At 50.1% G+C, this 22,325-nt stretch carries 16 protein-coding genes; 9 read left to right on the top strand and 7 right to left on the bottom strand.

Going from position 1 to position 22,325, the window contains the following annotated elements:
* Positions 1–24: 24 nt before the first annotated feature.
* The 3 genes from ACFQZR_RS00725 (at position 25) to ACFQZR_RS00715 (ending at position 5,183) form a co-directional block, all read left to right on the top strand.
* The gene (locus ACFQZR_RS00725; protein WP_379341901.1) at positions 25–2,466 is read left to right on the top strand and encodes a glycoside hydrolase family 31 protein; all 2,442 of its coding nucleotides are present in this window, start codon (positions 25–27) and stop codon (positions 2,464–2,466) included.
* Positions 2,467–3,321: 855 nt separating this feature from the next.
* Positions 3,322–3,924, top strand: a complete 603-nt coding sequence (locus ACFQZR_RS00720; RefSeq protein ID WP_379341899.1) for an ArsR/SmtB family transcription factor — start codon at positions 3,322–3,324, stop codon at positions 3,922–3,924.
* A gap of 14 nt (positions 3,925–3,938) precedes the next feature.
* Positions 3,939–5,183 (top strand): MFS transporter, encoded by a 1,245-nt coding sequence (locus ACFQZR_RS00715; protein ID WP_379341897.1) that lies wholly within the window; start codon positions 3,939–3,941, stop codon positions 5,181–5,183.
* 7 nt (positions 5,184–5,190) lie between these two features.
* Here ACFQZR_RS00715 and ACFQZR_RS00710 read toward each other — a convergent pair whose 3' ends face one another.
* Positions 5,191–5,409: a hypothetical protein gene (locus ACFQZR_RS00710; RefSeq protein ID WP_018758736.1), complete on the bottom strand. Its 219-nt coding sequence runs from the start codon at positions 5,407–5,409 to the stop codon at positions 5,191–5,193.
* Positions 5,410–5,647: 238 nt separating this feature from the next.
* Between ACFQZR_RS00710 and ACFQZR_RS00705 the strand changes: the two genes are divergently transcribed.
* The 4 genes from ACFQZR_RS00705 to ACFQZR_RS00690 all read left to right on the top strand — a co-directional run bounded on the left by ACFQZR_RS00705 (position 5,648) and on the right by ACFQZR_RS00690 (position 11,395).
* The gene (locus tag ACFQZR_RS00705) at positions 5,648–6,706 is read left to right on the top strand and encodes a DUF4198 domain-containing protein (protein ID WP_379341894.1); all 1,059 of its coding nucleotides are present in this window, start codon (positions 5,648–5,650) and stop codon (positions 6,704–6,706) included.
* 64 nt (positions 6,707–6,770) lie between these two features.
* Complete coding sequence (locus ACFQZR_RS00700) at positions 6,771–8,678, top strand: copper resistance protein CopC (protein ID WP_379341892.1); 1,908 nt, start codon at positions 6,771–6,773, stop codon at positions 8,676–8,678.
* 505 nt (positions 8,679–9,183) lie between these two features.
* Positions 9,184–10,089 (top strand): polysaccharide deacetylase family protein, encoded by a 906-nt coding sequence (locus ACFQZR_RS00695; protein ID WP_379341889.1) that lies wholly within the window; start codon positions 9,184–9,186, stop codon positions 10,087–10,089.
* A gap of 13 nt (positions 10,090–10,102) precedes the next feature.
* A complete protein-coding gene (locus ACFQZR_RS00690) occupies positions 10,103–11,395 on the top strand; it encodes an MFS transporter (RefSeq protein WP_379341887.1) in 1,293 nt (430 codons plus the stop codon).
* On the opposite strand, the gene ilvA is transcribed toward ACFQZR_RS00690, so the two are convergent.
* Positions 11,384–12,616 carry a threonine ammonia-lyase IlvA gene (gene ilvA, locus ACFQZR_RS00685; protein WP_040675745.1) on the bottom strand — a complete coding sequence of 411 codons (1,233 nt, stop codon included), beginning with the start codon at positions 12,614–12,616 and terminating at the stop codon, positions 11,384–11,386. The two genes, ACFQZR_RS00690 and ilvA, sit on opposite strands and share 12 nt — an antisense overlap.
* Before the next feature lie 113 nt (positions 12,617–12,729).
* The gene (locus ACFQZR_RS00680; RefSeq protein WP_379341885.1) at positions 12,730–13,938 is read right to left on the bottom strand and encodes an MFS transporter; all 1,209 of its coding nucleotides are present in this window, start codon (positions 13,936–13,938) and stop codon (positions 12,730–12,732) included.
* A gap of 303 nt (positions 13,939–14,241) precedes the next feature.
* Here ACFQZR_RS00680 and ACFQZR_RS00675 point away from each other — a divergent pair, with 303 nt between their 5' ends.
* On the top strand, positions 14,242–15,075 hold the full coding sequence (locus ACFQZR_RS00675) for a M15 family metallopeptidase (protein WP_379341883.1): 834 nt from the start codon (positions 14,242–14,244) through the stop codon (positions 15,073–15,075).
* A 149-nt stretch (positions 15,076–15,224) separates the two neighbouring features.
* Here the strand turns inward: ACFQZR_RS00675 and ACFQZR_RS00670 are convergent, their stop codons facing one another.
* Positions 15,225–16,046, bottom strand: a complete 822-nt coding sequence (locus ACFQZR_RS00670; RefSeq protein WP_379341881.1) for a purine-nucleoside phosphorylase — start codon at positions 16,044–16,046, stop codon at positions 15,225–15,227.
* 295 nt (positions 16,047–16,341) lie between these two features.
* Here ACFQZR_RS00670 and ACFQZR_RS00665 point away from each other — a divergent pair, with 295 nt between their 5' ends.
* On the top strand, positions 16,342–17,553 hold the full coding sequence (locus ACFQZR_RS00665) for an ROK family protein (RefSeq protein ID WP_379341879.1): 1,212 nt from the start codon (positions 16,342–16,344) through the stop codon (positions 17,551–17,553).
* A 70-nt stretch (positions 17,554–17,623) separates the two neighbouring features.
* Here the strand turns inward: ACFQZR_RS00665 and deoC are convergent, their stop codons facing one another.
* The 3 genes from deoC to ACFQZR_RS00650 all read right to left on the bottom strand — a co-directional run bounded on the left by deoC (position 17,624) and on the right by ACFQZR_RS00650 (position 22,242).
* Positions 17,624–18,271, bottom strand: a complete 648-nt coding sequence (gene deoC / locus ACFQZR_RS00660; RefSeq protein WP_379342026.1) for a deoxyribose-phosphate aldolase — start codon at positions 18,269–18,271, stop codon at positions 17,624–17,626.
* Positions 18,272–18,875: 604 nt separating this feature from the next.
* Positions 18,876–19,589, bottom strand: a complete 714-nt coding sequence (locus tag ACFQZR_RS00655; protein ID WP_379342024.1) for a GTP pyrophosphokinase — start codon at positions 19,587–19,589, stop codon at positions 18,876–18,878.
* 208 nt (positions 19,590–19,797) lie between these two features.
* Positions 19,798–22,242 carry a UvrD-helicase domain-containing protein gene (locus ACFQZR_RS00650; protein WP_379341877.1) on the bottom strand — a complete coding sequence of 815 codons (2,445 nt, stop codon included), beginning with the start codon at positions 22,240–22,242 and terminating at the stop codon, positions 19,798–19,800.
* Positions 22,243–22,325 lie beyond the last annotated feature (83 nt).

Raw genomic sequence — 22,325 nt, 5'->3', positions numbered from 1 at the left:
ATGACATCATAGGGGGTAACGGTTATGGATGGAAGCGCAGCGATTAAACCGGATAAATACGGGCAGGTACATGAGCAAGCGTTATGGCAGCGGATTGGGGATTTTGAAGCGTTAGAGAAGGACGGCGAGACATATATTTGCCGAGGTGCGAAGGGGAGCGCGGCGATTGTATTCTTAAGCGATGATATGTTCCGGGTGAAAATATTCCACGGCGAGCAGGTGGATCTCTCCTCGACGGTCGCGGTATTGCCGCAATCGGGCCATGTGAGCGTAAGTATGGCTGAGCATGCAGAACAGGTTACTTTCCGTACGGCGTCGATCCAAGTGGTGCTGGATAAGAGCAACTTGAGCCTAGCTGTTGAAGATCTGGATGGACAGTTGATTATGCAGCAGCATCCAGTAGAGTGGAATGCACGCGGTGAAATGCATGCGTCCTATGCGATGCCGACGGAGTCACACTTCTACGGTCTCGGAGAGAAGACGAGCTTCCTTGATAAACGCGGGGAGAAATATACGAATTGGAATACCGACGTCTACGCACCGCATGTGCCGGAGATTGAAGCGCTCTATGAATCGATTCCACTGCTAATTCACATGGTGGAAGGTCGTAGTTACGGCTTATTCCTCGATAATCCGGGTCGGTCGGATTTCGATATGCGTTCACAAGAGACGTCGTTCAAGATCGGATGCTCGACGGGGGCGTACGATTTGTATTTCATTCATGGACCACAATTGAAAGATGTGGTGTCTCGTTATACGTCGCTCACAGGTCGCATGGACCTTCCGCCGAAATGGGCAATCGGGTATCATCAATCACGCTACAGCTATATGAATCAGCAGGAAGTGCTGGAGCTAGCGCAGACATTCCGCGCGAAGCAAATTCCATGTGATGTCATCTATCTGGATATTCACTATATGGACGAGTATCGGGTGTTCACATTCGACCCGGTACGATTCCCTGATCCGAAGGGGATGATGGAGGAGCTGCGCTCCATGGGCATTCGCATAGTGCCGATCGTCGATCCGGGCGTGAAGAAGGATGCGAAGTATAAGATTTATCAAGAAGGCGTCAGAGAGAATCATTTCGTGAAGAAGATGGAAGGAGATATCTATTTCGGTGAAGTATGGCCGGGAACGAGTGCCTTCCCTGATTTTACGGAAGATCGGACCGCTGCATGGTGGGGAGACAAGCATAAGTACTATACGGACCTTGGCATTCAAGGCATTTGGAATGATATGAACGAGCCAGCGATCTTCAATGAGAGCAAGACGATGGACCTCGATGCCATGCATGGTAACAACGGCAAACCGTTAACGCATGAAGAGCTGCACAACATCTACGGGATGTTGATGTCCAAAGCAACGTATGAAGGCTTGTGCGAACAGCTTGATGGACAGCGTCCATTCGTGTTAACACGTGCGGGTTATGCAGGCATTCAGCGTTATGCTGCCGTATGGACAGGCGATAACCGCAGCTTCTGGGAGCATATGGCGATGGCAATGCCGATGGTGATGAATATGGGCTTGTCCGGTATTCCGTTCGCGGGCCCTGATATTGGCGGCTTCGCGCATGATACTTCGAGCGAATTGCTCATTCGTTGGACGCAGATGGGTGCGTTCTTCCCGTATTGCCGGAATCACTCGGCGATTGGCACGGTTCGTCAAGAGCCATGGTCATTCGGCGAGAAGACGGAAGCGATACTGCGCGAATATATTGGGCTGCGCTACCGCTTCATGCCGCATCTGTATAATTTGTTCCACGATGCTGCGGTGAATGGGCTGCCGGTAATGCGTCCATTGCTGCTCGAATACCCGAATGATCCGAATGTGACGAATCTCAGCGATCAGTTCTTGATCGGTGAGGATCTGTTGATCGCTCCGGTATACCGTCCAGATACAACACATCGTGCAGTCTATTTGCCAGAGGGCACTTGGATTGATTATTGGACAGGCGAAGCGCATGCAGGTGGACGCCATATCCTAGCACACGCGCCGCTCGAGATCATGCCGATGTACGTGAAGGCGGGATCGATCATCGCGGAAGGGCTGCTCAAGCAGAGTGCGGATGATACGGCGAATGAGCAAGTGACGTTCCACGTGTATGGGGCGGTGGCTTCGGCGGATTTTGCGGCAGCGTATAAGCTCTATGAAGATGACGGGGTAAGCTTTGCCTATCAACAAGGGGCTCGCTCGGAGCTGGCTGTACAAGTTGCGGGTGGCAGCGAGTCGGTTACGGTAAGTTGGTCGTACAGCAGTCCGGGCGTGTTCAAGGCGAATCGCGATCAACTAGGCTTTACACTGCATCAGACGAGCTTCGTTCCGAAGGCCGTTGCAGGATTGGCGCAGTTGTCGCTTGATGCGATTGCTGCGGGTCAAGCGGGCTGGGCTTGGGATGAAGTGAAACGGGAGCTGCACATGCAGGTGGCCGATCGCGCTGAGGGCGGTCAGTTGGTGATTACAGTATAGATATTACGCCTGCGGCGTCCTTGATGAAGGGGCCGCGGGCCTTTTCTAGAATATACGTAAGTAATGGCCCTCTATGTTGGATTTTTGTAATGTGGAGGGCATTTTGTCGTGGTTATGTACGTTATCATGGATTGATGCAGGATAGAGGGCTGAAAATGCTTCGTTTGTGAGCAACATGCTCAAAGTTGATGTAAATATTCACTATAGTGGGTCATAGAGGTTAAAACCGGGCTTTTATAATGGATCAAATCCAGCATAGGTATATAGAGTTGCGCTGCTGATTCATTTCGCTTGTATGGATCGCTATAACAAAAAAGTCGCTATTATTACCGCATGAGAGACAAAAAAGGAGCCCTACAGCATCGCTGCAGGGCTTAAGTCTATATTTATTAAAAGGGGGTCATGTAGCTATAGTAACCGATGAACATTAAGGCTACATGAAAGGTATATTTCAGTTATGTTACAAATGCATGGACTCATTTACTCATCGTAATCGATTGCATTAAGACAGGGACTGGCTTGTTGGCTATGGATAGGTCATTGCAATAGATTTGAATAAATTGTAAATTTGAATTTTATATCATTCAATTTGGCCTCTTCTTTATTTTCTATCGGTATGTTAGTCCATTCATCTCATTACGGTGATCTATTGTTTCGTATATATATTTGTCTAAAAGGCGTCTTCCTGCAAGCGGGGGGGGCGCTTTTTGCCTCTTCATAAGTCCAAATATAAAAAATTTCCATAAATTAGTTGACAATTAATGGATACCGTCATACAATCTTTCTTGACCGATCAAAAAAGTTTGATCAAACAAAAAAATTAAACCTAACAATCGCTTAACGAGGTGAAATACAATGGATCAACCAAACAACCATGACGTCTACGAAATAACTTCTTATGTGCAGGCCAAAGTCTTCTCCAACAAGCTACGGATCAAAATTTTCTCGCTCTTCGATGATGAAGTAGCAAAGACGTCGAAGCAGATTGCCGATCAGATGGGGCTTCCCGCATCGAAGGTACATTATCATGTACGCGAGCTCGCGAAGGTGGGGCTGCTTGTCTTAACCGAGACGAAAGAGAAGGGCGGCGTAATCGAGAAGTATTACTTGCCTGTCGCGAAGCAAATTCACATTCGACTGATAGATGACGAGACGCGAGATGAAGGAGAGAAATCAGGCGAGTATCTGATCTCGAAGTCATATTTTCGCGATTATCAAGAAGAATTCTTGGAGGCGATCGAGCGCAAGGATGAACGGAAGAAGAGCAAGAAATCGGAAGGCGAGCATGGAACGTTCATGTCCGCAAGCACGCTGCGCCTGACGGAGGAGAAGCATAAACAGATGATCGCGGAGCTAAGACAATTCATGGAGAAGTGGAGTTCACTGGAAGACCCGGAAGGACCAGAAACGATGAACTCTCGACTGTTCTTATCGGCTTTTATTCAATCTAAATCTTAAAAGGCGGTGCTGCGATGCTTCAATTCCTGCGGGGGAACCCATTATTTCGTCGCTACTGGTTCGGAACTTGGTTCTCGGAGCTTGGAGACTGGATACGGAATATGGCGGTTATGTACCTTGTTTTGAATTTATCGAATAATTCACCGATTGCATTATCTTGGACGATGTTCGCGGAATATGTACCGATTTTCGTGCTGGGTCCGATCGTTGGTGTGATGGCGGATCGCTGGAATCGGAAGAAGACGATCGTCTGGGCCAATATGTGTCGTGCCTTGATGATGGGCGTATTCGCTCTGGCCTATATGGTGCATGCAATCTGGCTGCTCTATGTGGCGGCGTTCCTCTCTTCGATCTGTACCTTGTTCTTCCGCGCACCGGGTAGCTCATTCACGATGCAGTTCGTGCCAGAAGAGGATCGGAAGACGGCAGCAAGCCTTCGGCAATTATCCTTCAGCGTTATGCTCATGCTCGGCCCCGCGATTGGGACATCGCTCTATATGTTCTTAGGTCCGGGATGGGTGTTCCTGCTCGTGTTTACCTTATTCATGCTGAGTGCAGGTGTAACGTCGACGATTCGTACGGCCCCCCCGGAGGAGTGTCCAGGGACCGAGGCGAAGCAGGGTTTGCGTTCCGTGTGGGAGGACTTAACTAATGGCATGCGCTACGCGTTCCGCCATGCAACGGTTCGTCCAATTTTGTTCGGCGCGGTGTTCGTTGGTTTTGGCGCGGGGATGATTGATGTGTTGGAAATTTTCGTCGTGACGGATTTTCTGGGGCTGCCCGAGACGATGATGGCGGTGCTTGTATCCGTGCAAGGGATCAGTATGCTCGTTTGTACCTTGCTTGTTCAACGGATCAAGCTGCCATTCGATAAATTCGTCTCCTACGGTATGATCGTGATGGGCATAGGCCTAGGGTCGATGGTGGCGTATCCGAGCCTGATGGCAACGGCAGGGGCGCTGGTCGTGTTCAGTCTGGGGCAGATTGCGCTGAATATCGGGATGGCGACCTTAATGCAGACTAAAGTCGATTACGCCTACCAGGGGCGTGTGAACATGACATTCCAGACGACGTTGATCGGGCTTATGACCATTGCGCTCGTATCGACGGGCTGGTTGTATGCACTGCTGCCGCTTCGTCTGCTGGTTGCTTGCGGGGGATTGTTTATTGTTATCGGAGGGTGTATTTGTTACATGATGTTCCGGGGGAAAGTCGCAGCCGTATCTTCGATGGAGAAGGGACTGAAACCACAAGCATAAGAGACGGTTACTTGTTTCTTCTCACGAAGCTGTAAATGCTGAATCCAAGTCGCAGCACGCTTACGCCGATGAGAATCATAAGGAGAATGTTCATCGTATGGATATGATCACTGATCGTCGCGATTTGTTGATTAATCCCGTTAATGGAATTCGTCGTTGTGTCCTTAATGCTGTTAATTGCTGTTTTGAGTTCGTCGATGAAATCGGTAATACCCGTAAAACCCATGATGTGTTCAGCTCCTTGATGGTATAGATACATGTTATTATATGAAATATTCCCAGCCATAATCAAATGATGGAGCGTCTTCCTAGATAGGGGGGCGCTCTCGTTCTATGTTTTCGGGGTCATGTCACAACTCGGTAACAATAATAGCCCGATCGGGTGATATTCATCATATTCGAATTGCTATATGCTCAAATCTATACAAGAAATACATATTGGATTGAATAGATTTGGAGGCTAAATGATGAAAAAGAAATTAGCGGTACTTGCTATGTCTACCCTATTACTTGCAGCTGCTGCGGTGCCTGTCTCGGCGCATGATGGTTGGTCGCAGACGAACGCACCTGTGGTTGCAGCCGGAGAAGTCAGCTATGTGGATTTGATGCTCGGCAATCATACGAATGAACATGCCAGCTACCGAGTTGCGGGCAAATGGAGCACCGATACCACGAAGGTATATGTAACAACACCTGCGGGCAAGAAAGCAGACATTACATCCACGATCTTCTATACGGGTGAGGAAAAAGAAGACGCAAATGCTGGGATCAACAACGACTATATTACGAAGTTCTCTGCATCCGCACCGGGTGCATACATTATTTCGGCGGAAGGAGATAGCCTATTCAAAAATGGTGAAGTGTCCAGCCGTACCCTTCGGAGCGCGAAGTCATTCGTAGCGGTTGCGGATATTCCACTCGCTCAGCGGGTTCAGAGCTTGAAAGGATTTCAGGCGCATGTAACGCCAGACCGTGCAGAGCTGGTACCTGCATTCAACCCGGCTTCGGTGAAGCCGAACCAAGAGGTTCAAATCCAATTGTTCTTGAAGGACAAACCGCTCGCGAACACGGATGTCTCCATTATTCAGCGCAGCACTTCCGATTCGCAGAAGCTAAAGTCCGATAGCAACGGAATGATCACGTTCAAGACGGGTGCTGCCGACTATTATTTAGTACGTGCCAAGCCATCGACAGATGAGAAGGTGGAAGGTCAATACAGCAGCGTGAATTATGAAGCGACGATGACGTTCATCGTGCAGAATGGAGCGACTGCGGTTCCAGGCAAAGCAAGCGGCGTGCCTAGTGTCTATGTGAACGGCAAAGTCGTAGATGCACAAGGTATCACGGTGAAAAATGGCGTAACGATGGTGGATGCAGCGTTTGTTCGCGAGCAACTTCAGGCAGACTATAAAGGTACAGGTTCCGTCGGACTTCGCGCAGCTGCGGAAGCTTCTGGTGCGAAGGTCGAAGTATTGAATGCGGTGGGTGAATTGCGTGCCGCGGTATTAATCTACACGAAATAAAAGATAGGGGAGGGGCCGTCTGAATCTTGGCGGCTCTTTCGCAGTTATGGTGGTGAGGAATGACATGAAGAAATTCCATATCGGATGGCTCGTGTGTGTGATGGTCCTCTTCGTCTTGTTCCCGCAAGGAGTCGACGCACACGCACAGATTCAACGTTCGAGCCCGGCAGCGGAATCCGAGTTGTCTAGTGCGCCGCGAGAGATCCGTATCACGTATACGGAAAATATTAATGGCGATTTGAGTACGGCGACGCTCTGGACGGAATCGGGCGACTCTGTGTCTGTGAAGCTGTCGACCGAGAATGATAATGTCCTGATCTTAACGCCTTCATCGGATCTCGCAGATGGGGTGTATAAGGTCAAATGGCAAGTGCTCTCTGTGGATACACATGTGACAGAAGGATCGTTCCGTTTTGCTGTAGGAGCGAAGCTGGAGACCATTCGTCCGCATGACACCATCTCACTCGATGGGGATACGACGGATACGGGAAAATCCAGCACGGGTACGGGGGCTGCAGTGAAGCCTTCAACGGATACATCGCAATCCAAGGACAAGAAGGCGAAGCAACCGACTGCAAGTAATAAGGGAACTTCCGATAAATCGGTAGATGCAGCGGCTTCGAAGCCGAAGGATCAAGGTGCTGCATCTAAACCGATTACGGGAAAAGATGCGGGGGGATCCAGTGATCAGGCTGACACAGCGGGTCAAGTGAAAGATAAGGCGAAGTCGAATACGGCTAAAGAGGCTGTTGCGGTAGAAACTGGAGCATCCAATTCCGGTTCGGCGACCTCATCTCAGGCGGGTACAACAGATGGAACGACGGGTGGTGCTTCCTCTGCGGGGCAGGGCGGCGAGCTATCGAAGGATGAGGTGCCAGTAATCGAAGCTTCTACTGATGTAAAAGGAAGTGCGGATTCCGGGAGTACGCCCGTATTGCAGGACAACTCTGACTCTGATATGTCCGGGATGGATCATTCGCATTCTATGGATGGGATGGACATGGAGGATATGGAAGGCATGGGTGCTAGCGGCATCACCATCGATTGGAATAAGCTGCTCCGCGTGATAGAACTGTTCGTTATGGCGGCCATTGGGGGATTGTGGTATGTCCGATCCTTCTTGCTGCGTAAGGATGAGGTGCCTGCTGATGGTCTTGTGCATCGTATATTCTCGGCCAAGACGGAGCGGATCGTTTATCTCGTTGGGATCATCCTGTTCCTCGTGACGGGGATCAGTCATTTGCTACAGCTGGCGATACAACTGAACACAAGTGGAACATTAGATGCCGAAGCGTGGCGTAATACAGGCGTGCTGCTTCGCTCTACGCTGGTTGGAACGGTAGTCTGGGTGCGTCCGATTCTGCTCGCTGGGCTGATTGTTGGTTCGATCGTGTTGTCGAGAAGTGCTGCGGCTGTGCGAATCGGGGTGCAAGGCATTCTCCTAGCGGCTGTTGCGAACACGTTCCCGTTCACGGGGCATTCTTGGGCGGACGAATCGATCCGCCTCGTCACGGTTTCGTTTGATCTGCTCCATCTCGCAATGGCTGTTGTCTGGTTCGGGGGATTAGTAGCACTGGGCGTCATGACTTGGCGGCTGCCGAAGGATCGCGTGGATCTGGAGAAAATCCATCACGTGGTACGGCGGTTCTCCAATGTCGCATTGCCACTCATTGCGACGGTGGCGATTACGGGCCTCCTCTTAACGCTCATTCGGGTCACCTCTTGGAATGCGCTGTTCCATTCTGATTATGGGCAGACGTTAGTATGGAAGATTATCCTCTTTATCTTGGCTATGCTTCTCGCAGGGGTACAACGGCTGGTAGTCCTGCCGTATCTTCAGCGTCAGGCTGGTGAGACTGAGGGTCGTATGCTAACCCTCTGGAAATTTAGTATTCGTGCGGAATTGTGCATCGCGATGATCATTTTCATCGTTGCAGGGTTCCTGTCCACGACGGCGCCGCCGATGAGCTAACGAATTACACCTTCATGGAAACCATGGGGGTGTTTTTGGTTGTTGTTAGAACGTCGAGCGAGTGTAATTTGGAGTGGGAGCATGCGCTGTGCGAGGGGGATTTGCACAATTGCGCGTGAACCAAGGGATAAGAGGGAGATGTGAGTGCTCTATACTGGATTTTATGTAGGATAGCAGGCGAATTTGGACCATTTTGCTGTCTATCATGGATTGTCGCACGATAGGAGGCTCACAATGCCTCGATTACGTCAGATCTCCCACAAGTTAATGCAGAAATCCATGATAGGGCGCGAGGTGAGGCACTTTAGGCTAAAGTTAGTGCAGAAATCCAATATAGGGCGTGTGTTGAGCGGGTTGAAGTTGAGGGTTAGTAGGGTGGGGGTGTACGTGTAAGAAGATAGCGGCATAGCTGAAGTAACTTGTTCAACGCCGAGCATAATCTGTACACGTTTCCACATAAATTGGTTAGTAAGAAAATAACGGGGAACGTGAAGGAGGGACAGCCATGGCCTTGCAATCGGAGAAATTAGGATATGGTGCGGAGGAGAAGCTGTTGATCGTCAATGCGGATGATTTTGGCATGTGTCGTTCAGCAAATGCGGCCATTGAGAAACTGCTGCTGGCGGGAGATATCTCCTCGGCGACCGTGATGATCCCCTGCCCATGGGCAAAGCAAGCGGCGGCATTCTGCAAAAATAACCCGCAGCTCGATATCGGGGTGCATCTCACGTTCACGAGTGAATGGGAGGGGTATCGGTGGGGGCCGGTCTCTGGGCGGGATACGGTAACTTCCCTGCTCGATGAAGGATTGTTCTTCCCGAAAGACTGCGAGACATTTGAGAAACAAGCGAATAGAGAGGAAGTGCATCGCGAGATATACGCCCAGATTGAACATGCAATCGCATTAGGTATTCAGCCAACGCATCTGGATATTCATATGGGCAGCTTGTATGGGCTAGCGACAGGACGTGATTTTCTGGAAACGGTCATTGAGGCCTGTACTCACTACGGTCTACCGCTGCGACTTCCCTGCCGAATGATCGAGGATGCGTCGTTCCCGGAGGCATTGCTGCCGATGGCGACAGCTCGGATTCAACTCGCGGAGGAGCGGGGCGTCCAAATGATCGATGATCTCGTGTCATTACCTTATGCGGTGCAAGAAGGGGATACGTACATGAATGTCAGGCTGCAAATGGCGGACCTGCTCCGAAACATTCGGCCGGGCTTAACGGAGATCATCATTCATCCAGCCTTCGTGACCGATGAGCTTGAGGCGATCATGCCCTATGCGCAGAAACGAGGGATGGAGGCAAAGCTGTTCCGCGACGCCTTGATTCAGAAGACGATCCAGGAAGCGGGTATTCGTCTGATCTCGTGGCGTGACCTGATGGTATCACAGCGCAATTCGTAAAGGAGAGGTGCTTATGCACACAAATCGGCTCTCGATTCGTCCTATTCTCGCCTATTGCAGTGGTAATTTTCCTGTTAATCTGATTGCGCAAATGTTCGCGACATACGCCGTTTTCTATTATGTGGATCATCTCGGTGTACGACCTGCGCTCATTAGTATCGCAATGGTCTTCCATGGCATTGTATGTGCCGTAATGAACCCGATTTTCGGGCATCTATCCGATCGCACCTCATCACGATGGGGACGCAGAAAACCCTATATCCTCGCCGGGATCGTACCCGTTGCGCTCCTGTTTACTCTCATCTGGACACCGTTCGTAGAGGGTGCAGCGCTCTTCTGGTATTTCTTGATCATCGTGATGCTCTACGATATGGTATCCGTCATGCTCGTCTTAAACTGGACAGCATTGTTCCCGGAAATGTTCACTTCGCTTCGTGAACGTGCGACCGCGTCTTCATGGCGCCAGTTCTTCGGCATTATTGGTATGGTCGTCGGAGTTGCCATCCCGCCGCTTCTCTACACCCAGATGGGATGGGCGAGTATGGGCATTATGTTCGGCGTGATCGTCGCCGTCTTCTTCTTTATCTCCTGGCTTGGTTCGAAGGAGCGCCCTGATGTAAAAGTCGTTACGTTCTCGGTTGGTCAAGCGATTCGCTACACGGCGACGAATAAAGCGTTCGTCCGTTACGTCCTCGGTAGCTTCTGCGTGCAGTTCTGCTTCGCGCTGTTGCCCGCAGCCATTCCGTTCTTCACCAAATATGTGCTGCATGAAGCGGATACGATGAATACGATCATGCTCGGTACGATTTTCGCGGTGGCCATGATCTTGATCTATCCTTGGAGTCGTGGCATTGCGAAGTGGGGAACGCGATTCATTGCCCTTGCGACAACCGTATTGCTCATTGCTGCGCTTCTTCCATTTATGTGGGTTGGAAGTATACCGGGTGCGATTGCTACGGCAGCGGGATTCGGTGCGGTTCTCGCAGGTGTCATGGTCTTGCTCGATGTGATGCTGGCCGAGGTCATTGATGAAGATGAACGTCGTACGGGTGAACGTCGGGAAGGGATGTATTACGGGATGAATGGGTTTATTGTGCGGTGGGGCGTGTCCTTGCAAGCGGTCGTGATGGGGTTCGTCTTGGAGCGGAGCGGTTACAGTGCTGCGAGTGCGGTACAGCCGGACAGCGTTGCCGCCGGGATCCGCTGGATGCTTAGCGGAATCCCGATTCTAGCGCTGCTGATTGGACTGATCTTCTTCTATGCTTATCCGCTACGACACACGCGTGCGAATGGATCAAATCAATAGATTGAACAAAACCGGATCATTGTTAATTTCGTTATAGGTAATACCCTTCTTCTTCATGTTGGCGATTAAAGCGTCATAATCCTCGCGATGCTTCAGCTCGATGCCGACGAGTGCGGGACCGTTGTTCTTATCATTTTTCTTCGTGTATTCGAATCGCGTAATATCATCATTCGGACCTAATACATCATCGAGGAATTCACGTAATGCACCAGCCCGCTGCGGGAAATTAAGGACGAAATAATGCTTCAAGCCTTCGAAAATTAACGAGCGTTCTTTAATTTCCTGCATCCGGTCGATATCATTGTTACCGCCGCTGATTACACAGACGACCGTTTTCCCGCGAATTTCGTCTCGGTAGTAGTCGAGTGCTGCGATCGGCAGTGATCCTGCCGGTTCGACGACGATGGCGTTTTCGTTATAAAGATCGAGAATAGTCGTACAAGCTTTACCTTCAGGGACCAGAACGATGTCATCGATCAGATCTTTACATATATCAAAGGTGAGATTGCCGACACGTTTGACCGCAGCGCCATCTACGAATTTATCGATATTGTCTAAAGGCACAACTTCGCCCAGTCTTAGCGATTCCTGCATGGAAGCAGCCCCAAGCGGTTCGACGCCGATCATTTTGGTCGATGGACTGACGGCTTTCACATACGTACCGACCCCAGCAGCGAGTCCGCCGCCCCCAATGGTAACGAAGACGTAGTCGGCTGGCGTATCCAATTTCTCGAAAATCTCCATGCCTACCGTCCCGTTGCCCGCAATAATCTTCGGATCATCAAAAGGATGCACGAATTTCATGCCATGCTCCTCACAAGTCTTCATCGCCGCGTCATAAGCATCATCATAGGTATCTCCCGTTAGAATGACCTCAACGTAAGAACCTCCGAATCGCTTCACTTGCGTAATTTTCTGCCTTGGCGTCGTGCTTGGCATGAAGATCTTGCCCTGAATTTGCAGCGCATTACATGAGAATGCGACACCTTGCGCATGGTTGCCTGCACTGGCGCAGACGATGCCTTGCTGGAGCTCTAACTCGGACAAGTTCCGAATGAGATTATAAGCACCACGTAATTTGAACGAACGGACAATTTGAAGGTCCTCGCGTTTGATATAGACGTTACAACCATACTTTTCGGATAATTTGGCATCATGCTGCAGCGGTGTCCGTGTGATGACATTTTTCAGCATGTGATGCGCCAAGATGATATCTTCCATGGATACCGTCTTGACGGCGGAATCGTTCTGCACGGTGAATCCCTTCTTTCTGAATCTTAGAGTCTTCTATTCAACTATTGTAAGCGTTGTTTCTATGAATTACGAGTTCTGATTTAGGGCTGGCTCAGCTTCTGGTCGGTTGGTAAGAAGACGGTTAAGAGACCGAGCAGCGGCAGATAGGAAGTAAGCTGCATGATGTACGGGATTCCTGCCGTATCCGCTAGATTTCCCAGAAACGCCGTGCCAATCCCGCCAAGTCCGAACGAGATGCCGAAGAAAATGCCCGACACGAGACCGACCTTGCCTGGCAGCAGCTCATGCGCGTAGACAACAATAATCGAGAACGCGGAGGATAAGATCAATCCGACGAGAATGAGCAAGATGATCGATACCGTGAAATTCGCGTAAGGCAGCGCAAGGGAGAAAGGTGCTGTGCCGAGAATGGAGAACCAGATAATATTCCTCCGTCCGAATCGATCCGTCAGTGCCCCACCGATGAGAAGCCCGATGACATTCGAAATCAAGAAGACGAACAACACAATCTGCGCCATTTGCAGGCTCACATGGAAATGTTCCATTAAATAGAACGAGTAGTAATTCGTGATCGCCGCCGTATAGACGTTCTTTGAGAACAATAAGAGCATTAAGATGAAGATCGCAAATGCCGTTGCGTTCCGATTGAGTGGGTTCGCCTTGATGACTTTCGCATTTTGTTTGCGCTCAAGCTGTGCCGTATGTAGATATCCTGCATACCATCTGCCGACGAAGAATTGGACGACAATCGCGATAATCGAGGCAAAAGAGAACCAAATGGCTCCGAATTGACCGACTTTGGCGAAGATCAGGATCGTCATAATCGGTGCAAGGGCTTGCCCGGCGTTCCCGCCAAATTGGAAAATGGACTGCGCCATGCCTTTGCGTGGGCCGGCAGCTAGGAATGCAACCCTTGAGGATTCCGGATGGAAAATCGCAGAGCCGATTCCGATGAGAATAACGGCGAGCATGACCATCAAGAAATGGGACGCGAATGCGACGCTGATGACACCAGCAAGTGTAAATACGACGCCGATCGGAAGCAGGTATGGCATTGGTCTGCGGTCGGTGTACAAGCCAATGATGGGTTGAAGGACCGACGCCGTGCCGCTTAGTGCAAATCCGATGAGACCGATCTGGGTATAGCTGAGATCTAGCGATACTTTTAGGATCGGGTAAATCGAAGGAATGACCGCCTGGACGGTATCATTCAATAAATGGACGAAGCATACCGCGAATATAATCGGGAATACCGTCTGCGCAGCAGTCGCGCTCTTTGCATTTGTCACCCTGCGGATCACACCTTTCTTCCATGCTGTACATCCTCTGAAGGACGAGGGAGACGATACGTTCCGAGTGCTGGAAGAACCCTTCTTGATTCAGGCGTGGAGCCTTAGAATCCAAAGGGTTCGCCTACCTTAGCAATATAATAAACTGTATTGTAGGCCTGCCTGGGTAATGCTGTCAATGCAAGTTTTCGTCGAATGGACATTTTTACATTCTTGATAGAATTTGTCGGATGTTGACCCCTATTTTCCACTCGATTATACTTAAAAGAGCTATCAACATGTGAAGAGTAGGGAGAGACTGTGATGAACAAAGTCAAGAAACGGGTGCTGATGTCGATGTTACTCGCGCTATGTGTCGGCTTGACTGCTTGTAAATCGACAGAAATCGTTCAATCGGTACATGCCGATTCTGAGACGTCGGCAGAGGAGCAGCAGGGGAATACGGGAGAACAGCAGGAGAAACCTGACGGAGATAAGAACCAATCAACGCTTGCTAGTGAGTATGCGCTTAGCAGGACAGTTACCCAGCAGGGGGATAAAGAAGTAGTGACGAATCCGGAATCCATGGCAGTCGTTGTGAACAAACAACGATCCTTGCCCGATGGCTATGAACCGCCTGACTTGGTGGAGCCGAATGTGAAGTTTTCTTTTAATGAGAAAGTAGAGAAGCGTCTGATGCGCAAAGAAGCCGCTGAAGCGCTGGAGAAGCTGTTCGAAGACGGGAAGCAGGATGGGATTCATCTGTTTGCCGTATCGGGGTACCGCTCGTATAAACGCCAAGTGACTGTGTTTAACAGCAATGTGAAAAGAAACGGTCGTGAATACGCAGAGAAGGTAAGCGCGGTTCCTGGGAAAAGTGAACATCAGACAGGTCTTGCGATGGATGTATCTAGTGAGAGTGCAAGCTTTGGCCTTGAGCAGATGTTCGGGGATACGACCGAAGGCAAGTGGCTTGCAGAGCATGCTGCGGAGTACGGATTCATTATTCGTTATCTCGAAGGGAAAGAGGATGTTACCGGCTATGTCTATGAGCCTTGGCATATTCGTTATGTCGGCGTAGATCTGGCGAAGGAAATTGCGGCTGCAGGCGTGACGTTGGAACAATACCTTGATGATACGGGTTCGACGAAAGCGTAGAAGAATAGGCACAAATAATGGCTTTTTAAAATAACAAAAAAGACCCTGTGAACTTGGCGGTTCAGGGTCTTTTTTGCTTGGGTGATAAATATAGCTACTCGGTTACCTGAGCTAGTGAAGTCGATATATATTGAAGGGGTGTCGCCTCTTTACTTCATTTTGCGCAAAATGCCTTTGACGAGTTCCACGAATTTCGCTCTTACTTGGCTTGCGACTTCGATCACTTCTTCATGATTCAAAGGTTGATCGAGAATCCCGCAAGCCATATTCGTTAAGCAGGAAATACCGAGCACCTTCATATTGCCATGCACCGCAACGACTGCTTCAGGAACCGTTGACATCCCGACGGCATCGGCGCCAAGCGTACGAATCATACGAATTTCAGCAGGCGTCTCATACGCAGGACCGCTCCACCAAGCATAGACACCTTCTTGCAGGCTCATGTCTTGTTCCTTCGCTACCTCTACGGCAAGCGCACGCAATTCACGGTTGTAGACTTGAGAGACGTCAGGGAAACGTGTACCGAGCGCATCATTATTCGGTCCAATTAACGGATTGGTGCCCACGAGATTAATGTGATCGGTAATGAGCATCAAATCGCCAGGCTTAAATGACGTATTAACTGCTCCGCATGCATTGGTGATGAGAATATTCTCCACACCTAATGCTTTCATGACACGAACCGGGAATGTCACCTCATCGAGCGTAAAACCTTCGTAGTAGTGGAAGCGGCCTTTCATCGCTACAACGGTCTTGCCTTGAAGCTGTCCGATGACCAATTCATTCGCATGGCCTACAGCACCGGACTTTGCAAAGTATGGGATTTGGCTATATGGGATTTTGAAAGGGTTTTCAATCTCGTCAGCAAGTGTGCCTAAGCCGGACCCTAGAATCATACCGATCGTTGGACGATAATCCATCTGGTTGAGTATGAAATCGCGTGCTTCGTTAATTTGGTTCATGTTATGCATGAATCATTCCTCCTTGATGGCTATTCGGTTTGTATGGTTCAAGTGTATAGTATCTTCTCCCGAAAGTAAATGATTAAAAACCAATTTGATTAAAAGATATATTAAAATATCGATACAAAGTTCATAAAATTGTTCTATATGAGTTTCTTTATTCAAAAATATAGAAAAAGAAAGAGTTGTTTTGGAGAGAAAAACCATAAAATGATAAAAGGGGTGGTTCCTAGCCATTATTCAGCGTGGTTTTGTTGTATAATGAGGTGCATAGCCGATAAAATGAACTGTTCTGGAGGGCATTATGATAACGGAATTCGTTGGCGTGACATCGCCAAAGATGAAAAGCTTAAAACTTCTATATAGCCTGATCCGTAAGCTAGGTGCGGTAAGGATTAATATTCTGTCGGAAATGACAGGTTACAAGCACACGACATGTGCACGTCTGCTCGACGAGCTGGCGCAAGTAGGGCTTGTACAGGATAGCGGACTCGGCGAGTCGAGCGGGGGTCGAAAGCCGCTCATGTATGAGATCAATCCGAATGCTCATTATTTGATCGGCGTTGAGGTGACCAACTTATATACAACCGTGCTGCTACTAGATTTGAGTCTCGATATTCTAGGGTCGAAGAAGCTCAAGATGAACGAACAATGTACGGGTGAATATACGCTCAATTACGTAACCGGCTGCATTGATCAACTGCTTGCGGAACATCATATTCGTAGAGAGAAGCTTCTAGGCATTGGTGTAGGGGTTCTGGATCCGATCGACCCTGAGCGGGGAGCGATCCACCATCATCCGTTCAAGGCCGAGGGGTGGGATCTGAATATTGTAGAATATTTGACGAAGCAGAATAACACGCTTGTGCTGCTCGATAATGGGACCAATCTGGCGGCTCTAGGAGAGTACCGGAAGAATCACTGGAAGGATAGGGACAGTCTCGTGTTCGTCTCGAGCGATATGGGCATTCGCTGCGGCGTTATACAGAATGGCCGGATGGTGAATCATAAGCATGGCATGGAGGATGCTTTCGGTCATATCATTGTTGATATGCATGGACAGCGCTGCTCCTGCGGTTCCTATGGTTGTCTGCAAGCTTATAGCAGCCTGCCGGCTATTCGGGATGAAGTCATTCGTCAGATGAAACGGGGGAAATACTCCTCTCTTCAAGAGCAGGTCAACGATGTGGAGGAGATCGACTTTCACCACATTCTTGATGCATTGGAACAAGAAGATCCACTATGCCAGGAAGTCATCAAAGAAGCAGCGTATTATTTCGGTATCGGTCTCTCGAACCTCATCTTCCTCTTGCATCCAGATGTTGTGGTCTGCGGGGGAACACTTGTCCCGAAATCGCTCTTCTACGAAGTGGCGTCTGAAGCAGCCCTGAAGAGAATGGCGCAGTATCCGAACAGCCATATCGAGATTACGAAGGCGACAACGGACTACAATAGTGTGGCGCAAGGGGCTGGCTGCATGATCTTAGATTACTTCACGGAAGAAATTCTGCCATAATCGGCGGGGGAATCGAAAATATAACAAAAGCGGCTGAATGCGATTCAGCCGCTTTTTGTATGTTTGGCGTTTAGTAGGACGTGGATTGCTCGCCACGAAGAATTTTGACACCAGAGCTTGTCCCGATCCGATTGGCTCCAGCCTTCACCATGTTGTTCATGTCTTCTAGACTGCGTACGCCGCCCGAAGCCTTCACACCAACGTGCTCCCCAACCGTCTTGCGCATTAACGCCACATCTTCAATCGTCGCGCCTCCTGTAGAGAAACCTGTCGAAGTCTTGACGAAATCTGCGCCGGCCTTCACCGAAATTTCGCACGCCCGAACCTTCTCTTCTTCTGTCAGCAGACAAGTTTCGATAATAACCTTCACGAGAGCTTTACCTGCAGCGGCTTCAACAACCGCACGAATATCACGCTCGACCAATGCATCGTCCTGATCCTTCAGCGCCCCGATGTTAATGACCATATCCACTTCTCCTGCGCCCTTGCTAATCGCATCACGCACTTCGAATGCTTTCGTCTCGGGTGTATTCGCCCCAAGTGGGAATCCAATGACAGTACATACCTTAACGTCGGATCCTTCAAGTTCCTTCGCAGCAAGTTCAACCCACGTTGGATTGACGCATACCGAAGCGAAATTATATGTTCTAGCTTCCTCACATAGCGTAATAATCTCCTGTCTACGTGTGTCTGCTTTCAATACGGTGTGATCGATCATATGCTGCAACTTAACGTTACTCATCCAATATTCCTCCTCTTTGAAGTCAAAGATTTGCTTCAATAACACATGTGTTCCTTGATTAAGCGTTTAAGTGTTTATGATGCCCTCATGCATGACGTTTTGTCACTCAAATCTTAATGGATTTTGATGACATTGTAAATAGAATAAAATTCAATTTGAGAAAAAGTTGCGAATTTGAAGAACGAAGTAATGCAGAATAGGAGTATTATCTCATGGGAATAGCGTTTCATACATGACTTTTTGCAAATATAAAAATTTATCTGATCATTCGGATTGGAGAAACAGCAGGGAGCGACGTTTCATGGCTCGATGAGAAGGGACAACTGCATACCTGCCGAGCGCAGGACATTACGAATGCCAAGTCTTATCCTTATGGGATATTGAAAAACGGCTCGGACCGCCTCGTCGAAGAGGTCGGCTCGGGCCGTTTGTGGCTATAAGTGGATGTTAGCTCTTGCCTTTGCCGCTCTTGCGGTCTTTGGTGCGTGTCGTTGTATTCTGACGAGCATGTCCTTGTTGCTTAGCCATCTGCGGTTCTCCCCCCTCTCTATAAGGGTTAGTATGGGGAACCACATTTGATCTATGCGTCGTTCGTGTCGAAAAGTAGGTCGCGAACGGACATCGATTTGGAGGACTCTTCCGCTTCGATTTGGGTCACGCTGTAAGACTGCACTTCCTTACGGAGCGCGAACATTTTCTTGTCGAGATCGTCGGCGGCGAGCGCTACTTTCGTGAGCTCTTGCAGCACGTGAGGCGGTACTTCCTTCTCATATTTATAGAAAATAATATGCTCCATACTCGCCCAGAAATCCATCGCAAGGGTGCGGAGCTGAATTTCGACGCTAATCCAGCATGTATCTTCGAATAACACAAGCGGTACCTGCACGATGACATGCAGACTTTGATAACCGTTCGGCTTCGGATTCGCGATATAGTCTTTAATCTCGATAATGCTCAAGTCATCTCGTTGCTTGAGGTGATCTAGAATCATATAGATATCGTTCACGAAGGCACAGACGATTCGCATGCCTGCGACGTCGTAGATTTGGGTGATGGCGTTCTCGATCGTAACGCTGATGCCTTTACGCTCCAGCTTCTTAATAACGCTGTTGATGGATTTGATCCTCGTCTTCGTATGTTCAATCGGACAATAGCCATCACGCATTTTCCATTCGGCTTCGATGACCTTCATCTTATTCTCAAGCTCCTTGAGAGCCAGCTGGTACAAGGTTGGAACCTGGTTCCATTGTTCAATTTTACAGATCAGGTGATCCAGATTGCTCGGGATTTTCATCGCCTGGTTGTCTGATTGGGCGGGGTATAATTCCATCAGAGGATGCTCCTTTCCGGGTCATGCGCTATCCTGTTATGCTCTACTTCTAGTGTACTAAAAATAGAAGGCGAGCACCACCTGAAGAAGGATGGCTAATAATAGTAGTTCATTTGATCAAGATTAATGCGTGAAAAAAGGATAAAAGATAGGGTGGCCTGCCTAGGCCACGCTAGTCTCGGGCAGGCACCTGGCGTTCTCCAGGTGCCATGGGGCCCTTGCACAGCGGGCACGCCTTGCTCGCCGCTGCCGGGTCTGCTGCCTCGCGTGGATTCATACGCATCCACGCGGGGCAGCCCGCGTCCGTGCACAGCCATGCACGGACGCGCCGCACCGCCGCGCCTGCGGGAGCCGCGGCGGTGCGGGCCCCGTCCGCACGCGCTGTCGCTGTGCGCGCGAGCGGGGCGGCTGGGCGGCGCTCCGGCACGGCGCCGCCAAAGGCTGCGGCAAAAAAGCGGGACACGTCCGCTTTTTTGCCGCGGTAGTGCGCGGGGGAGCTGATGTACAGCTCCTCCTGCGCCCGGGTGACAGCGACGTACGCGAGACGTCGCTCTTCTTCTAGCGCGGCAGCGGCGGTAGACATGCCGCCTGCCGCTCCGCTTGTCGCAGCTGCGATCTCGCTGCGAGCAGCCATGGCTTCGACGTCATCGCCGCCACGGCCCTCACCTCGCCGCTCAGTCCGCAGCTTCATGCGCCGTATCGCTCGTTCACCGCGCTTCGGGTCGCCCTTCGGCTCTTCTGCTTCCTGCAGCGCAGAGCTGTGCGGCAGAATTCCTTCGGATGCGCCGATGAGATAGACGCATGGGAATTCAAGACCCTTCGAGCGGTGAATCGTCATGAGCGTGATGGCATCGGCATCTTTATTGTGCATCAGCTCGGTCATTTCCGTATGCTTCGTGGACATCTCGTCGACGAAGGCGATAAAGGCTTCCACCGTATCGAATCGCTTGGCTGCGGATTCCAGTTCATCTAACGTCTCCGTCAGTGTCTCCTTATGCTGCGTCCATTTATGCACATCATGCACTTCGACGTATTTCTCATAGAATTGACGGCGAATTTCTTGAATCGCGAAGATCGGTTTCATCGCTTTGAGTGATTTGATCAACCGAATACGCTCTTTCACGGCATCTCGCTGATAGCTCTTCAGCTCTGGCCAATCCTGCAGATGGATGAGCGGATATTTCTTCGGCTTCAGCTTATCCTGCCGCTGGATATATGCACTGCCAACTTCGCGTGAGACGTAAAGCGCCGCGACAGCGCTCTCGAGCGAGACCATATCCCGCGGGTTCAAAGCGAGCCGCAGATGGTCCATGACGGGTTTCACCAGCCACTGATCATAGAAGAGAGGCCCCGCGCCGTATTGCACGAACGGCATCTCGCTAAGGACCAGCTGCTCGAACATGGCGCGGCTGCTGCTCGCGGTACGATGGAGGATGGCAATCTCCCGATAGTCGAATTGCTCGGATGCGATCTGTTCCTGAATATGCCGCACGATGAGCTCTGCTTCTTCATCGGTGCCGCCTGGGCGCATATACTGCGGCTTAAAGTCGTCTTCGCGCCATTCTTTATGCTGTTCCCCGCTGACCTTCAAGGTTTTGACTTTCCGTTCTTTATTGTGGACGATGACGGCGTTGCCGAGCCCGACAATATTCGCGTTCGACCGATAGTTAATGTCGAGCGTGATTGTCTTCGTCTCTGGATATTCCAAATGGAAATTCAATATAAACGTATGCTCCGCGCCGTTGAACGTATAGATCGTCTGATCATCATCCCCGACGACCATCAAATTGCGGTTGCCTGCAACGATCATGCGCAGAAGCACATATTGCAGATGATTCGTATCCTGGAATTCATCGGCCATCACATATTGGAAGCGCCGCTGCAAGGAGGCGAGGAGTGAGGTATTCTCAAGCAGCAGTTGATGAGCGAAGACGAGGACATCATCGAAATCCATCTGATGGGTCTCTTTCTTCCAGGTCTCATACCGGAGCATCGCTGCCTTTAAGTCTCGTTCTTCGAGAGATTGCTCCGGCAGCTCATCGAGTAGGGCGCATTTCATCTTATAGGAAGAGAGTAGGGCGAGTACAGTCTCGGGCTCATAGGATTGGTGCAAGCCGAGCTCACGCAGGATGCGCTTCATGACGATCTGTTGGAACCGGGTCTCGCTTAATAAGCGCTGGGTATATCCATGATGCTTCAGAATCATCAAGAAGAAGGCATGGAAGGTCCGGGCTTGGACCTCATTCGCTGCACGAGGCGATATTCCTGGAAGCCGTGCAATCCGCGACTTCATCTCCGCTGCGGCTTTGCTCGTGAAAGTAACGAGTAAGATATTGCGAGGCGCCACCTTGCGCACCGCGATGAGATAGCCTGTCCGGCTGACCAGAACGGATGTCTTGCCAGAGCCGGCCCCTGCGATGGTCAATAACGGTCCGTCACCATGCCGAACGGCTTGAATTTGCGATTCATTTAACGTGATACCTCGCTCCTCCAGCGCACGAAAATAAAACGCGTCAGCCGCCGTATTCGGGACAGCTTCCGCGCTTGTTCTTCCATCCGTCCATGGCGCACGAGGTATTTTCGCTTCCGCGCGCGCGCCGAAAGGGCGATCTTTCATGATGATTTCCTGCATGTTGCATACCCTGCCTTCGCACATCGCCCGATGAAGAGCGATGATGTTGTTTCGTTTGATCCGACGGC

Source organism: Paenibacillus sp. GCM10027629, from assembly GCF_042676425.1.
GTDB lineage: Bacteria > Bacillota > Bacilli > Paenibacillales > Paenibacillaceae > Paenibacillus_K > Paenibacillus_K terrigena.
Note: the sequence above shows the minus strand (reverse complement) of the source record. Positions and strands in the feature narration are given on the sequence as shown.

Coding starts and splice junctions, on each gene's coding strand:
- ACFQZR_RS00715 (WP_379341897.1), top strand. CDS start 3,939: ATGCTTCAATTCCTGCGGGGGAACCCATTATTTCGTCGCTACTGGTTC.
- ACFQZR_RS00725 (WP_379341901.1), top strand. CDS start 25: ATGGATGGAAGCGCAGCGATTAAACCGGATAAATACGGGCAGGTACAT.
- ACFQZR_RS00650 (WP_379341877.1), bottom strand. CDS start 22,242: ATGAAAGATCGCCCTTTCGGCGCGCGCGCGGAAGCGAAAATACCTCGT.
- ilvA (WP_040675745.1), bottom strand. CDS start 12,616: ATGGAAGATATCATCTTGGCGCATCACATGCTGAAAAATGTCATCACA.
- ACFQZR_RS00675 (WP_379341883.1), top strand. CDS start 14,242: ATGAACAAAGTCAAGAAACGGGTGCTGATGTCGATGTTACTCGCGCTA.
- ACFQZR_RS00665 (WP_379341879.1), top strand. CDS start 16,342: ATGATAACGGAATTCGTTGGCGTGACATCGCCAAAGATGAAAAGCTTA.
- ACFQZR_RS00690 (WP_379341887.1), top strand. CDS start 10,103: ATGCACACAAATCGGCTCTCGATTCGTCCTATTCTCGCCTATTGCAGT.
- ACFQZR_RS00710 (WP_018758736.1), bottom strand. CDS start 5,409: ATGGGTTTTACGGGTATTACCGATTTCATCGACGAACTCAAAACAGCA.
- ACFQZR_RS00670 (WP_379341881.1), bottom strand. CDS start 16,046: ATGCATAACATGAACCAAATTAACGAAGCACGCGATTTCATACTCAAC.
- deoC (WP_379342026.1), bottom strand. CDS start 18,271: ATGATCGATCACACCGTATTGAAAGCAGACACACGTAGACAGGAGATT.
- ACFQZR_RS00655 (WP_379342024.1), bottom strand. CDS start 19,589: ATGAAAATCCCGAGCAATCTGGATCACCTGATCTGTAAAATTGAACAA.
- ACFQZR_RS00700 (WP_379341892.1), top strand. CDS start 6,771: ATGAAGAAATTCCATATCGGATGGCTCGTGTGTGTGATGGTCCTCTTC.
- ACFQZR_RS00720 (WP_379341899.1), top strand. CDS start 3,322: ATGGATCAACCAAACAACCATGACGTCTACGAAATAACTTCTTATGTG.
- ACFQZR_RS00695 (WP_379341889.1), top strand. CDS start 9,184: ATGGCCTTGCAATCGGAGAAATTAGGATATGGTGCGGAGGAGAAGCTG.
- ACFQZR_RS00705 (WP_379341894.1), top strand. CDS start 5,648: ATGATGAAAAAGAAATTAGCGGTACTTGCTATGTCTACCCTATTACTT.